This is a genomic window from Pseudoalteromonas sp. A757 (genome assembly GCF_004103285.1).
GTDB classification, from domain to species: Bacteria; Pseudomonadota; Gammaproteobacteria; order Enterobacterales; family Alteromonadaceae; genus Pseudoalteromonas; species Pseudoalteromonas galatheae.
On sequence record NZ_QNQN01000059.1, the window covers coordinates 1 to 13,945 of the forward strand.

Annotated in this window: 13 protein-coding genes, 2 tRNA genes and 1 pseudogene; 3 read left to right on the forward strand and 13 right to left on the reverse strand. The window is 42.9% G+C overall.

The features are described 5' to 3' along the window. Positions 1-8: 8 nt before the first annotated feature. From DRB05_RS04625 to xerD, 8 genes are all read right to left on the reverse strand, one after another. Positions 9-85 (reverse strand) — tRNA-Arg (locus DRB05_RS04625). 21 nt (positions 86-106) lie between these two features. Beyond that, a tRNA-Ser gene (locus tag DRB05_RS04630) sits at positions 107-199 on the reverse strand. A gap of 119 nt (positions 200-318) precedes the next feature. Next, positions 319-501: a hypothetical protein gene (locus DRB05_RS04635; protein WP_128725892.1), complete on the reverse strand. Its 183-nt coding sequence runs from the start codon at positions 499-501 to the stop codon at positions 319-321. Between the two features lie 238 nt (positions 502-739). Then, the gene (gene lysS / locus DRB05_RS04640; protein ID WP_099030199.1) at positions 740-2,290 is read right to left on the reverse strand and encodes a lysine--tRNA ligase; all 1,551 of its coding nucleotides are present in this window, start codon (positions 2,288-2,290) and stop codon (positions 740-742) included. A 27-nt stretch (positions 2,291-2,317) separates the two neighbouring features. Then, positions 2,318-3,416 (reverse strand): peptide chain release factor 2 gene (gene prfB / locus DRB05_RS04645; RefSeq protein ID WP_100053028.1). Its coding sequence is split into 2 segments (ribosomal slippage): positions 2,318-3,340 and positions 3,342-3,416, totalling 1,098 coding nucleotides; the frame shifts between segments, so codons are not numbered across the junction. 169 nt (positions 3,417-3,585) lie between these two features. Continuing rightward, the gene (recJ, locus tag DRB05_RS04650; RefSeq protein WP_128725893.1) at positions 3,586-5,319 is read right to left on the reverse strand and encodes a single-stranded-DNA-specific exonuclease RecJ; all 1,734 of its coding nucleotides are present in this window, start codon (positions 5,317-5,319) and stop codon (positions 3,586-3,588) included. Positions 5,320-5,421: 102 nt separating this feature from the next. After that, positions 5,422-6,159 (reverse strand): bifunctional protein-disulfide isomerase/oxidoreductase DsbC, encoded by a 738-nt coding sequence (dsbC, locus tag DRB05_RS04655; RefSeq protein ID WP_128725894.1) that lies wholly within the window; start codon positions 6,157-6,159, stop codon positions 5,422-5,424. A gap of 98 nt (positions 6,160-6,257) precedes the next feature. Then, on the reverse strand, positions 6,258-7,181 hold the full coding sequence (gene xerD / locus DRB05_RS04660) for a site-specific tyrosine recombinase XerD (protein ID WP_128725895.1): 924 nt from the start codon (positions 7,179-7,181) through the stop codon (positions 6,258-6,260). 80 nt (positions 7,182-7,261) lie between these two features. On the opposite strand from xerD, the gene fldB reads away from it, so the two are divergent. After that, positions 7,262-7,786 carry a flavodoxin FldB gene (gene fldB, locus DRB05_RS04665; protein WP_128725896.1) on the forward strand — a complete coding sequence of 175 codons (525 nt, stop codon included), beginning with the start codon at positions 7,262-7,264 and terminating at the stop codon, positions 7,784-7,786. A gap of 103 nt (positions 7,787-7,889) precedes the next feature. Here the strand turns inward: fldB and DRB05_RS04670 are convergent, their stop codons facing one another. Then, positions 7,890-8,591 (reverse strand): methyltransferase, encoded by a 702-nt coding sequence (locus tag DRB05_RS04670; RefSeq protein WP_128725897.1) that lies wholly within the window; start codon positions 8,589-8,591, stop codon positions 7,890-7,892. Positions 8,592-8,658: 67 nt separating this feature from the next. On the opposite strand from DRB05_RS04670, the gene srmB reads away from it, so the two are divergent. Continuing rightward, on the forward strand, positions 8,659-9,885 hold the full coding sequence (gene srmB, locus DRB05_RS04675) for an ATP-dependent RNA helicase SrmB (RefSeq protein ID WP_128725898.1): 1,227 nt from the start codon (positions 8,659-8,661) through the stop codon (positions 9,883-9,885). Between the two features lie 83 nt (positions 9,886-9,968). On the opposite strand, the gene DRB05_RS04680 is transcribed toward srmB, so the two are convergent. The 4 genes from DRB05_RS04680 to DRB05_RS04695 all read right to left on the reverse strand — a co-directional run bounded on the left by DRB05_RS04680 (position 9,969) and on the right by DRB05_RS04695 (position 12,877). Then, positions 9,969-10,448 carry a hypothetical protein gene (locus DRB05_RS04680; RefSeq protein WP_017216324.1) on the reverse strand — a complete coding sequence of 160 codons (480 nt, stop codon included), beginning with the start codon at positions 10,446-10,448 and terminating at the stop codon, positions 9,969-9,971. 272 nt (positions 10,449-10,720) lie between these two features. Beyond that, positions 10,721-11,191 carry a hypothetical protein gene (locus DRB05_RS04685; protein WP_128725899.1) on the reverse strand — a complete coding sequence of 157 codons (471 nt, stop codon included), beginning with the start codon at positions 11,189-11,191 and terminating at the stop codon, positions 10,721-10,723. 125 nt (positions 11,192-11,316) lie between these two features. Continuing rightward, positions 11,317-12,240 (reverse strand): HNH endonuclease, encoded by a 924-nt coding sequence (locus DRB05_RS22895; protein ID WP_240036202.1) that lies wholly within the window; start codon positions 12,238-12,240, stop codon positions 11,317-11,319. Between the two features lie 55 nt (positions 12,241-12,295). Beyond that, positions 12,296-12,877 carry a class I SAM-dependent methyltransferase gene (locus tag DRB05_RS04695; RefSeq protein WP_128725900.1) on the reverse strand — a complete coding sequence of 194 codons (582 nt, stop codon included), beginning with the start codon at positions 12,875-12,877 and terminating at the stop codon, positions 12,296-12,298. Between the two features lie 186 nt (positions 12,878-13,063). On the opposite strand from DRB05_RS04695, the pseudogene DRB05_RS04700 reads away from it, so the two are divergent. After that, positions 13,064-13,943 (forward strand): annotated as a pseudogene (locus DRB05_RS04700) (transposase). Positions 13,944-13,945 lie beyond the last annotated feature (2 nt).

Consider the following 13,945-nt stretch of genomic DNA (forward strand, 5'->3'; position numbering starts at 1 on the left):
AGGAAAAGTGGCGGACGCAGGAGGATTCGAACCTCCGACCGCCTGGTTCGTAGCCAGGTACTCTATCCAGCTGAGCTATGCGTCCGTACAAGACAACCATTAAAAATGGCGGAGAGGGAGGGATTCGAACCCTCGATAGGGCTACAAACCCTATACTCCCTTAGCAGGGGAGCGCCTTCGGCCACTCGGCCACCTCTCCGTCTTGTGGGGCGTATAATATAGGTTAGAAAAAATATGTCAAATACTTTTCTTGTAAAAAAGCACTGAATGGTGATAGATTGTGCAGTCTGCTTAGTTACTCGGCACTAACGCCAATTTTTACTCATTTTGTAGGGGGTTAGGATCGCTGTAGGTATTTCTTAATGCACGTTGTTGACGCAAAATTTCGTCCAAAAATGCTTCTTGATAACCAAGCTGCTGAAACTCAGCAATACAAGCCCGATAATATAAAATTCTCGCTTGCTCGTGCTCATCGACATTTTCAAACTCATTATTGCTCATCTTATTGGATTCCCTATTCGTTATTTTTAACACAGCATTAGAACTTGAAAAAGACTAGTTAGGAAATTGGGATAATCTAGTTTCAAAAGAGAAACAACTTTTATTATGAATAGGCGTTGGCAATAAGGACATAATAAATCTAAGTATTTAGAGATACTGTGAGATTTATCTTACGAAAATAACAGAAAAGCGCCATAAGGCGCTTTTCTAGATGTACGTTCAGATTACGTGAAAATACTTACTGTTCAGCTTGTACTTCAGGACGCATATGCGGGAACAAGATAACGTCTTTAATAGTCGGTGAGTCCGTGAACAACATCACAAGGCGATCGATACCAATCCCCTCACCCGCTGTTGGTGGTAAACCATGCTCTAGCGCACGGATATAATCCGCATCGTAGTGCATTGCTTCATCGTCACCTGCATCTTTTTCTTCCACTTGGCGAGCAAAGCGCGCAGCTTGGTCTTCAGCGTCATTAAGCTCAGAGAAACCATTTGCAAGCTCACGGCCACCAACAAAGAACTCGAAGCGGTCAGTGATAAATGGGTTTTCATCGTTACGACGCGCAAGCGGTGACACTTCCCAAGGATATTCAGTAATGAACGTCGGTTGGATAAGTCTGTGTTCAGCGACTTCTTCGAAGATTTCACATAAGAACTTACCAGGGCCCCATACACAGTTTTCAGGGATCTTAACGTGAACTTTCTTAGCGTATGCTTTTAGTGCTTCAAAATGGTTTTCTGGATCTTTGAAGATTTCAGCTTGTGCTTCAGCATCTGGGCCATATTGTAAAATAGCATCAGCCATAGACAAACGCTGGAACGCACTACCAAAGTCATACTCAATCGTCTCTGTCACTTCGCCTTCAGCATTCTTCACAGTATTAACAACCGTAGTAGTGCCTAACACGTCTTGTGCCACGGTGCGTAACATGTCTTCAGTCAAGTTCATCAAATCATTGTAATCTGCATATGCTTGATAGAACTCAATCATAGTGAATTCTGGATTATGGCGTGTAGATAAACCTTCGTTACGGAAGTTACGGTTGATTTCGAATACACGCTCAAAACCACCAACCACTAGACGCTTAAGGTATAACTCAGGCGCGATACGTAGATACATATCGATATCGAGTGCATTGTGATGCGTTACAAATGGACGTGCAGAGGCACCACCAGGAATAACCTGTAGCATCGGCGTTTCCACTTCCATAAAGTCACGCTCGGCTAAGAAACGGCGAATACCTTCAATCACTTTTGAACGAATACGGAATGTTTCGCGTGTATCCATGTTAGTGATCAAATCAACATAACGCTGACGGTATTTTGCTTCTTGGTCAGTCAGACCGTGGAACTTTTCAGGTAGTGGACGTAGCGACTTAGTCAGTAGTTCATACTCAACCATGTCGACGTATAAATCGCCTTTACCTGATTTATGAAGCGGACCTTTAACACCAACGATATCGCCGATATCTAATTGACCATACTTCTCTTTTAGATCTTTTTGTACGTCTTTTGAAGCATAAGCCTGAATACGACCTTTCATGTCTTGCAGCACTAAGAAAGGACCACGTTTCGCAAGCAAACGACCCGCAACAGAAACATGATGATCAAGTTCTACCAGCTCTTCTTTCGATTTATCACCAAACTTAGCTTGTAGATCTTGTGTGTAGTCTTCGCGGCGGAATGAGTTCGGGTGGCCATTCGCAGGGCAATTTTCCCGGATCGCATCTAGCTTGCCACGACGCTCAGCAATAAGTTTATTTTCGTCTTGATTGTGATCTGTCATTGTTTAGCTCTTAGTTTAGCTTGTGGATTAAAGGCCTGATTTCAGGCTTGCTTCGATAAATTTGTCTAAATCGCCGTCTAGTACGGCTTGGGTATTGCGATTTTCAATACCTGTACGCAAATCTTTAATACGTGAATCATCTAGCACGTATGAACGGATTTGGCTGCCCCAGCCGATGTCAGATTTTGCATCTTCTTGGGCTTGCTTTTCAGCGTTTTGCTTTTGCAGTTCAAGTTCAAACAATTTCGCCTTTAACTGCTTCATCGCTTGATCTTTGTTCTTGTGCTGCGAACGGTCATTCTGACACTGCACTACTGTATTGGTTGGTAAATGGGTAATACGTACCGCTGATTCTGTACGGTTAACGTGCTGACCACCCGCGCCCGATGCACGATATACATCGATACGAAGATCTGCAGGATTAATATCGATTTCGATATTGTCGTCAATTTCTGGGTAAACGAATACAGAAGCAAACGAAGTATGACGACGGCCGCCTGAATCAAAAGGACTCTTACGTACTAAGCGGTGTACGCCCGTTTCTGTACGAAGCCAACCATAAGCATATTCGCCCGTGACTTTAACTGTCGCACCCTTAATACCAGCAACATCGCCATCGGTCGCTTCAACGATTTCGGCTTTAAAACCTTTCGCCTCAGCCCAGCGCAAGTACATACGCAGCAACATGTTACACCAGTCTTGAGCTTCAGTACCGCCAGAACCTGACTGCAAGTCGATGTAAGCATCGTTGGCATCTTGCTCGCCCGAGAACATACGACGAAACTCTAGTTTTTCCAGCTGCTCAACAAGACCGTTGACCTCTTGCTCTGCTTCAGTGAAGGTTTCTTCATCTTCGGCTTCTACGGCAAGCTCAACCAGACCTTCCGCATCATCGGCACCAGCCACAAGATTGTCGATGGTTTCAACAATCACTTCTAAATTCGATTTTTCTTTGCCCAGTGCTTGGGCTCTTTCCGGCTCATTCCATACAGCAGGATCTTCTAATTCGGCATTAACTTCTTCTAAACGCTCTTGCTTTAGAGCGTAGTCAAAGATACCCCCTAAGAAGCTCTGTACGTTCGCGAATTTCCTTGATTTGATTAATCACAGGATTCACTTCAAACATTTACCTTTACTCCAGAACTAAATTTGTCGGTTTGCGAATTCACACAAACAGGTCTGACAACGGGTCAGACCATAGATTTAAGCGACCAATAGTATCAAATAATAACCGCGCTTAGCATCCCTTAAAGTGAGAATTTTGGGAGTTTTTTAACAAACTCAGTCGCACATCTCTATTTATTCGGCTGCGCCTGAAGTTCACGCACAATGAGCTGCAAATTATATTTACCACGAAACTCATTAATATCTAATTGATAAGCAAATAACGCATGGGTTGCCTGGAGATTAGGCCAAGCCCGAACGTCAACGTTAAACGCTATCGCATCAACTAATCGGCCCGAGCGATGCTTAAGCACAAGTTTTAGATGTTTGTCGCCAACAATACGTTGCTGCACCAACTCAAATACATCCTGAAATACCGGCTCACTAAATTGCTGCCCCCACGGACCTGCCTGCTGTAGTTCAAAAGCAAAATCCATGGTGAAGCAATCGCCCGGCAGTTCACCGTCCGTCAACAGAATACTTTGCTTTGCTTCTTCACTCAGCGTCGCACTGACGTTTTGTTCAAATATCTGTTTAAACCGCGCAAATTCAGACTCTAAAATGGTCAGTCCTGCTGCCATCGCATGGCCACCAAACTTTACAATTAACTCTGGGTGCTGGGTATTGATTGACTCCAGCAGGTCGCGCATGTGTAGACCTTCAATAGAACGGCATGAGCCCTTTATCTCGCCATTGTCGCCTTGTGCAAAAATAATACACGGGCGGTGATATTTTTCTTTTAAGCGTCCCGCTAGAATACCTATCACACCTTGATGCCAATCATCTTGATACAAACACAAGGCATCTGGTACTTCTTGGCTTTTAAGTACCAAGCGCTCCAATACGGCTTGTGCTTCTTGCTGCATACTTTGCTCAATCTCGCGTCGCTCTATATTTAGACTATCGAGCTCAGACGCAATACGGCGAGCTTGGTTAATGTCTTTCGATAACAAGCAAGCAATACCTAAACTCATATCGTCAAGACGCCCCGCGGCATTGAGTCTTGGCGCTAACGCAAAGCCAAAATCACTGGCACTTAATCTTGCATTATTACGGTTAGAAACCTCGATAAGCGCTTGGATCCCAGGTCGCGTTTGACCACTGCGGATCCGCGCGAGCCCTTGGTGTACCAAAGTGCGGTTATTCGCATCCAAAGCCACAACGTCAGCCACGGTCCCTAGGGCAACAATATCTAATAATGCCGCCAAATTTGGCATCGCGATATTTTGCTCCACAAAATAATTTTGTGCCCGTAAATAATGTCTCAGCGCTATCAGCAGATAAAAGGCAACCCCAACGCCCGCGATAGACTTAGACGGGAAATCGCAGTCAACACGATTTGGATTAACAATCGCATCGGCACACGGCAACTCATCGCCTTGTAAATGGTGATCGGTAACAATCACCTTTATACCCGCTTGCTTCACGATTTCGACACCGCGAATGCAGGAAATACCGTTATCTACGGTGATCACCAAATCAGGCTTTATGGCGACGATTTGCTCGGCCAATGCTGGGCTTAGGCCATACCCCAAGCTAAATCTATCCGGCACGAGGTAATCCACACGCTGAAAACCAAACTGAGGCAACCCCTCCATTAACACGGCAGTGCTCGTTGCGCCATCAGCGTCAAAGTCACCAACAATCAACACTTGTTGTTGCAAAGAAAGTGCTTCAGCCAGTATTTGGCTTGCAAGCTCGATGTCTTTAAATAATTTAAAATCGTGTAAAGTTGCGGCGCTATTGTCTAGTTCAACAACCGACTTAACCCCTCTGGCAGCATAAAGCTGCTTGATCACGGGATGCAGGGAAGTCGGTAAATGGCTGTCATCAACTCGCTCTCTTGGTTTAATTTCTGTATGCATACTTTTTCACAAAACAAAAAAGGCCAAAATGGCCTTTTATATTCTTTAATCTTGCTATCTTATCGAGTTCTCAACACGAACTCCATCACCAAGCGTGAGTCATTATGACTTAGGGCTATTTGCGTCTAGCATTTGTGCAATAGCTGCTGCAGGTTGATAACCTGGAATCATTGAACCATCTTCAAGAATGATCGCAGGCGTTCCTGAAATACCAAAACTTTGCCCAAGCTGATAGTGTTCTGCAATTGGTGCATGACAGCTTTCGACTGTTTTCACTTCACCGCCAGCTTTCGCCTCAGTAAGTGCAGCCGCGGCGTCTTTTGCACACCATACGTTTTTCAAATCTTCATAGCCTGAGCCACGTAAGCCACCACGCGGGAAAGCTAGGTATTTCACGGTAATACCCGCCGCTAAGTAATCTTCTAGTTCACGGTGAAGTTTGCGGCAGTAGCCACAAGTAATATCTGTGAATACCGTAATTTGATGTTTTTCATTTTCCGCTTTATAGACGATCATGGAGTCTTCGTACTCAGCAATACCTTTCTGGCGTACATCGCTCAACGCGTCTTCAGTGATATTACGACGGTTATCAAGATCGATCATAGTGCCCTGAATCAGGTATTTACCATCAGCACTTGAATAAAGTACCCCTTTATCTGTGATCACTGTTTTTAAGCCAGCAAGCGGACTATCTTTGATTTGCTTAACCGTTATACCTAGTCCGCTAAATTGCGTCGTAATTGGGTCTACTTGTGCCGTTGGTGCGACAGGACCCTCAACTTGTTCAGCGAAAGCGCCAAAGCTCAATGCCAGTGAAGCGGCAACAATTAATTTTTTCATTATGTTCTCTCTAAACCTGTTATTTGAGGGGAGCACTCGCCCCTTTGTGTTACCCACTAAGACCGGAATAACCATAAATAATTCCCAAGCAACACAAATTAAGCTCTTGGGTGATGCTGCTGATGCAACGTCTTTAAACGTTCACTAGCAACATGTGTATAAATTTGAGTCGTCGACAAGTCGCTATGGCCAAGCATCATCTGTACAACTCGCAAGTCAGCGCCATGATTCAATAAATGTGTTGCAAAAGCATGACGTAACGTATGTGGCGATAACGGCGACTTTACGTCTGCCAAAATAGCATAGTGTTTTATCCGATGCCAAAAAGTTTGTCGTGTCATACCTATACCGCGCTTGGATGGAAAGACAAAATCGGTAGCATGCTTGATCATTAAGCCCCGCCCTTTTTTGAGAAATTGTTCAATCCAATGCAATGCTTCTTCACCCATAGGCACTAAGCGTTCTTTGCCGCCCTTACCACGCACAAGTACAACAGCTTGTCTCATATTGACTTGTTCCATTCTTAGCCCAACCAACTCAGTCACGCGCAAACCGGTAGCATACAAGAGTTCAAGCATAGCCTTATCTCTCAGTCCCATCGGGTCATCACAATCAGGGGCATTGAGCAAGGCTTCAACTTCCTGCTCTGACAAGGTTTTTGGCAGCGACTGTGTTGTTTTAGGTTGCGCAATAGTATCCAGCGGCGATTGCGCGATTTGTTTTTCTCGCAGCCAATATAAATAAAATCTCTTCAATGCACTGATAGCTCGCGCGTTACTCTTTGCTTTTAAGCCCTTGTCTATTCTGTGTGCCAAATAAGCCTCAACGTCCTGACTTGTGATCTCCAGTAAAGAAGACACAGAGGTTTCTGCTTTTATAAATAAGAGAAACTTTTCAAGGTCGCTGCGATAGGCTGCAATAGTATTTTCACTGAGCCCTTGCTCCAAAAATAGCGCATCTAAAAAGGCTTCTATATATTGTGGATCGGACAGTGTATGGGAAGTTGCTTGGTGTTCGCTCACAGAGTACCTGTATTAATTATTAACGTCATGATGTAGACTTGCCACCTATAATACCAGTCAAATTGAAAGTGATAAATACAATGCAAATTGGGTTATTTTACGGCTCGACAACATGTTACACAGAAATGGCCGCAGAAAAGATTCAAGAAATCATCGGCAAAGACACAATTACCTTATTTAATATTAAGGACGAGCCGCTAAAACAAGCAGAGCAGTTTGACTTCCTCATTTTTGGTATTTCCACATGGGACTTCGGCGAACTTCAAGAAGACTGGGAGTCTCATTGGGACGATATCGACAGTGTTGACCTTAGCAACAAAGTGATAGCGCTATTCGGCATGGGTGACCAACAAGGCTACGGTGAATGGTTTCAAGATGCACTAGGCATGCTACATGAAAAAATTGCCCCACAAGGCGTCACCTTTTTAGGTTACTGGCCAAATTCAGACGAGTATGAATTTGAAGCGTCAAAAGCACTTACCGAAGATAAAAGTCAGTTTGTTGGTCTGGCACTAGATGAAGACAGTCAATACGATAAAAGCGACGAACGTATCGCAACTTGGATAGAGCAAATCATGACGGAATATACTGAGTTAGCGCTTTAACCTTTCGATGAGTTAGCACACTACCAATTGCATTAACTCTGAAACCTATTTGAAAGTTGGAATAGTTCATTTACGTAATGCAATTGGTGTAACGCATTGGCATCTACATTTTTAAATAAAACGCATGACATAATCTAACATACTCTTTCGTATATTGATTATTTGAGTCATAAATCACCAATACCTCTTCACTGACGCTTTCATAACGCGCTTTGCCTAGCAACATCAAGCGCCTTGAAGGTACTTTATTAGGTGTTGTGTGAATAATACAACTAGCTGCAAGCCCCAGATTTCTTTTTTCTAATAGCTGCTGAAATAGCAAGCTCTCTTCATAGGGTAAAATTACCGCAAGTTGCCCAGCATCCGTCGTAAACTTTTCGAAGGCATCAAGCAAAGCATCAAAACTTAGGCTGTCCGTGTGTCTCGCTCTATTTCTCGCTTGATTTTCTCCTTTCAAACTCGCGTTGAAGTAAGGTGGGTTTGATACCATGAGGTCAAAGCGCAGCTCGCTATCAAACTCTTGTATTGCACAGCGATGTAGCTCAATATCAGGCCACGGGCTGTGCTTGATATTAAATTCTGCATCCTTTAACGCAGCGTCATCAAGCTCAACTGCATGAACTTTGCTAATTGGACTCCGCTGTTTACACATCAATGCGATAAGTCCAGTTCCCGTTCCGACATCAATAATCCGGTTGGCTTCAGCGAGTGGAACCCACGCGCCAAGCAAAATACCATCAGTTGAAACCTTCATTGCCGCATGATGCTGAGTCACCGAAAATTGTTTAAATGCAAACTGAGACATCCTATACCTTTGAGAAAATGCAATAGCAACGTATAATTCCGCTATTGTCCTTTATTTGTGATGCAATATGCAATTTACTGAATTTGATTTAGACAGCAAGCTGATTAGTGCGATTAAAAAAATGGGGTTCGATACTCCCACCAGCATTCAACAGATGGCTATTCCTGAAGCGCTAATTGGCCGAGATATTCTCGCCAGCGCACCAACCGGTACGGGTAAAACCGCTGCATTCTTGATCCCTGCGATTCAGTATTTGCTTGATTTCCCTCGCAAAGAGCCCGGCTTTGCCCGCGTACTTATCATGACGCCAACGCGTGAACTTGCCTATCAAATACACGAGCAATGTGAACTCCTTGCCGCAGGTGTTAACCTTAAAATAGGCGTGGTAACTGGCGGTATTAATTACGGTAGTCACAAAGAAATCTTCGAAAAGAACAACGATATCCTCATCGCAACGCCTGGTCGTTTGATGGAATATCTTGAAACCGAGAACTTCCACGCAGAAAACGTTGAGCTACTGATCTTAGATGAAGCGGATCGCATGCTAGACATGGGCTTTCGAAAAGAAATGCTACGTATTTGCTCTGAAGCGGTTAACCGTCGTCAGTGCTTTTTGTTCTCTGCAACCCTTGAGGGCGAAAGCGTTGAGAGGTTTGCTGAGCGTATATTACAAGACCCAGCACTACTTGAAGCCACGCCATCACGAAAAGAAAAAGGTAAAATCCATCAGTGGGTTCATCTTGCAGATAACTACGAGCACAAGGTTAACCTACTAGCGCGGTTGCTCGATGATGAAGAAGTCACTAAAGCCGTTGTGTTTGTTAAAACCCGCGAAAGACTTGAAACACTGGTGGGCGAGCTATTTGCTAAAGGCATTAAAACCACTTGGCTACGTGGTGAAATGCCACAAGACAAACGCATGGCTGCAATGGCAAGTTTTCACAGTGGCAAAACAAAAATTCTTGTAGCGACGGATGTTGCCGCCCGTGGTATTGACGTTGCAGATATCAGCCACGTATTTAACTTTGATATGCCGCGCACTGCGGATATTTATGTGCACCGTATCGGGCGTACAGGCCGCGCTGGTAAAAAAGGCACCGCGGTTTCTTTGGTTGAAGCTCACGATGTTGAGATTTTAGGGAAGGTTGAGCGTTACACCGACCAAAAACTTAAGCGCCGTGTAATTAAAGGTCTTGAACCTAAACATAAAGAAGCAAAAGCACCGAAGAAGAAAAAAGACCCGGTGAAAATCAAGGCGAAAAAGAAAGCCGCCAAGGTTAAAAAGAAAAAATAACCCAAAAAACCAGCGTCAATACGCTGGTTTTTTTATGCTAATTTGGGCAAGAGCTAATCTGGATAAATGCGATTGTTCGATTTTTAAAACGCGTTGCCGCCGTTAATTATAATTGGCGCAGAACTTCGGAAGAGCTCTTTATTTCTACCTGAAATAAAGCCTGAAGCAATGACTCTACCATTAAGACTGGAGACTGTTATTTTCCCGTGGTAGATTCTGGAGGAACATGCAACATTCCCTTTACCAAATGGAATGTGGTAAGTTGTAGTTGCTCGACCACTTAACACTAGCTCCTGTCCAGTTGTAAGCTCAGATTCCATACCGTTATTAGCTGTTCCTCCATGTATCAAAGGAGTGCCTTTGATTGTGTATAGATCTAATTTTATTGTTGTTTCAACATCGCTTAAATTTGATACTACCAGTGATAGCTCAGTCACATGATTCGCATCACAATACTGATTTCCAGGCACAGAAAACTCGACAGTCCTCTCGTTTGCATAAATACCAGAGCTAAAAAATGCCGATAGTAATAATAATTTTGTGAAATGCTGTTTGATTTTCATAGTGATCCTTTTTGTTGTTAAAAAGTCTAAGACTTTAGCAAGATTAAATCACAGATAAAATCAGACACCCACCACTAATAGGATTAAATCACAGATAAAATCAGACACCCACCACTAATTTGCATTTTTATCTCTGGCATACTCCAATGGTGGTTGGTCGTCGAACAACATAACAAGTTTAGTTTTTAACACTTTGCTATTAGTGAGGTTTTCAATCTATTTTATCAGAAGCTGTTTTGTGTCTTTTGTTTAACGGCCTTGCTATAAGTACGTTATTTGCTAGCTTTACCAGCTTCTAAAATTGGGAGTCCAGCTTCTGTTGGTATATAAATGCGTTCTCCTTTACCATCTTGTAGCCCTTTTATCCAAACGTAACGCAGATAAGCTTCGTTGCCTTTAAGCGACTCACCAATAATTTTATTAGCTTCAGCGGCAGCCTTTGCACGTTCGATATCAGCCTGGCCTTCAGCTTTAGCTTGGACGATTTTCGCCTCACCTTCTGCTTGAGCTAAAGTGACTCGCGCTTTAGCTTGCATCAAAGCTGCCTGCTCTCTCGCTTTTGCTTCTTCAATTAGAATTTGCTTACTCCACTCAGCTTCTTTCAGAGCAGCGATACCATTCATTTCTAGTTTATAAACTTTGTACTTTGGCCATGCCCAGAGCGCTAGGACAATTAGAATTACAAAAAATAACACCGAAGCAACAAGGCCGCCTAAAGCAATTGCATTTCTATTTGGGTGCACGATTTCTCCTAGTACTTATAACGCTTGTCGTAAACGACACAAAATAGCAGGCTAAAATTAGCAACTAAGGGATGCAAGCCTGCTGTTTTGCATCTCTTGTTTAAAGCGTTCGTGTTATTACGGTATTATTTCGATTCTACAGCTAGTTTTAATTTTCTAATATCGTCAGGAAAAGCAACCAAGTGCATTTTTCGATGACAGTTAGGGCAAAGAGCAACTACATTGTCGACAGTATCTAATCCCCCCTTTGACAGCCATTTTATATGGTGAACTTCAAGGAACCAGCGGCCCATTTTTGATTTAAACGGTCCTTTTTGATTACACAAATCACAATAACCACCGGCACGCCTGAGAGCAAACTCTTTAACATACTCACTACGTTCATAAGTAGTGCTTGCTGTCTTTGCTCGCTTGGGTGTTTTTCTCTTTGGGTTTTCGTTGAGAATGCGATTTAATAAGTCATCGTCTGTCAGGAAAGTAGCTTCTGTAAGCTCTCCAGACCTAATTGCTTCTTTAAAGCTGGCAATTATTTGTAAAAACTCATATAGATTCGTGATAAAATTCTCGTCTTCAACAAAGCCAACCATTATGGCTTTATCCACATCCACACCTGTCATTACTTCAGTTAATTCATAAGATGAGCATTTTAGAAAAGCCTGTTTACCTACCCCTTTACACCCTCCACCAAGACCTCCTCTATGAAAAAGAGCCACCTTTCCATTCTCACTCTTTGCAAAAAAACCAGCTACTTTTCGATTAACTCTGTTCGTAGGGATGTTTATCTCGACTACTATATTATTAGATTTTTTATCACTTAAACTTTCCGTAAGTCCAAAACCATTCCAATACCGAGGAGACTTCTCCTCACCATCTATTTCGTAATGTAAAAACCAAAAATCATTATTGTAATGTATCTCTTTGTCTTTCCAACTCCCCCCGGGAAAACCGATATTAAAGCGCCCTTTGTTCGAAAGACTGTTCTTTAATACTCTTTCAAGAAGTAATTGACATTCCTTGATTTCGGCCAAATCTGTTACTGTTTTAAACAACTTATGTACTCCCTTAAAAATAGCGTTCTAACGCAGCAGATCGGGTATGAACTTGCTATGCATTGCATGCTATTCCCATTAATACATGCATAGTGCCTTTTTCACTTGCTAACGAAAACTCTTCGGTAACACGTACAAGTGAAAGACCTACATTTGTATAGGCACTTTTTATCATGTCTTCGGTAAAGCCAAAATCACCATCTTCATTGGCTCGTTTCCAATCCCACTGGACAAATGTCCCTCCTTCTTTTAGAAGAAGCTTAAGCTCAGACAACGTTTTCTCATAATCTGGAACAAAAGCACAAACGGATGACGCAATAATTAAATCAAAACCGGGCTCAAAAATAGGATGGTTGATTGAGTCTCTTGAAATTTCGCACGATAGTGAGTTTACATTATGAATATTCTTGTTCTTTAAAACTTCAATCATTTTCGGTGAGGGATCAATAGCAACAACTGAAGATGCGACACGAGCTACTTTTTCAGTTAGTTGCCCTGTTCCACAACCAAAATCTAAAACATTTTTGCCTTCCAGACTTGTAAATTTAGTTAACGAGTCAAAAGCTTTTTTTGAATATTCGACCACATCTGGATCTGTATCCCAGTCATCAGCATAATCATCCCAACTATCACTCATTATATTCTCCTGTATTCCAAATGATTCACGGCTGCATAAGCCGTTGCAACTAGCCAAAACTAGTTGGCTAAAATTTTGTGGGGCACGAACAAAGCCAACAACAATTACCTCCCCCCCTAACTTGTACCTTCCTCAGATACCGCCTAAGCGTTAATCCCGCTCTCAAAGGATTGAGGAAACCAAACTATGGCAACAGCCCGTAAAAAACAAATCAGTTTAACTAACATCAAATATTATCACTGTATCTCCCGCTGCGTAAGACGCGTATTTTTATGTGGTAAAGATAAATTTACCGGAAAATCATACGAACACCGCCGGGATCGGGTTGAAGAAAAGCGCCTGATGTTTGGCTCCGTTTTTTATTGATGTCTGTGCTTATGCCGCGATGAGTAATCATTCACATTGTTTTATACGTTGATGCAAGACAGGCTAAGCGCTTATCGGATAAATCAGTTGTGACACGGTGGCACAAGCTGTTTAAAGGTAATAGGGTAAGCCAAAAATTTACTGAAGGTGAGTCACTCAGCGAATCGGAGCAATTGATACTCAATGAACATGTCGCCAAGTACAGAGAAAGGCTAACTGGTTTTGAGAAGGACAGTTTAAACCCCAGCATTACTAGACGAGGCTGCATTGACTGCTTGTCTCGCTTACGTAGACCTAAGCCAATATTGCCGCAACGCCTGAAACCTCAGACTACACCAGCATCAAAGAACGAATCGACCATGCAAAGCTGGGAAAACAATCAAAAAGTCTGTTACGTTTTGCGGGCAGCCCACGAAAACGCATGCCTAAAGGCCTGCCCTTTGAAATTAAATCTTATATTGAATTGGTTGAACTCACAGGCCAATGTATTCGCGCCGACAAGCGAGGCTATATCTTTAAGTCTCAACCCATACTCATTCCACTTAATATAGAGCCTGAGAACTGGATAAAACTCACTACGCAGTTTTCTCGGGTATTCCACGGTGCTGTTGGTCGAGAGCGAACAATAACCGCTTACTGCGAAACACTGCAAAAACGACGACGGACAAACCTAACAAACTGCGAGCGGTTGTTGGCTTAGCA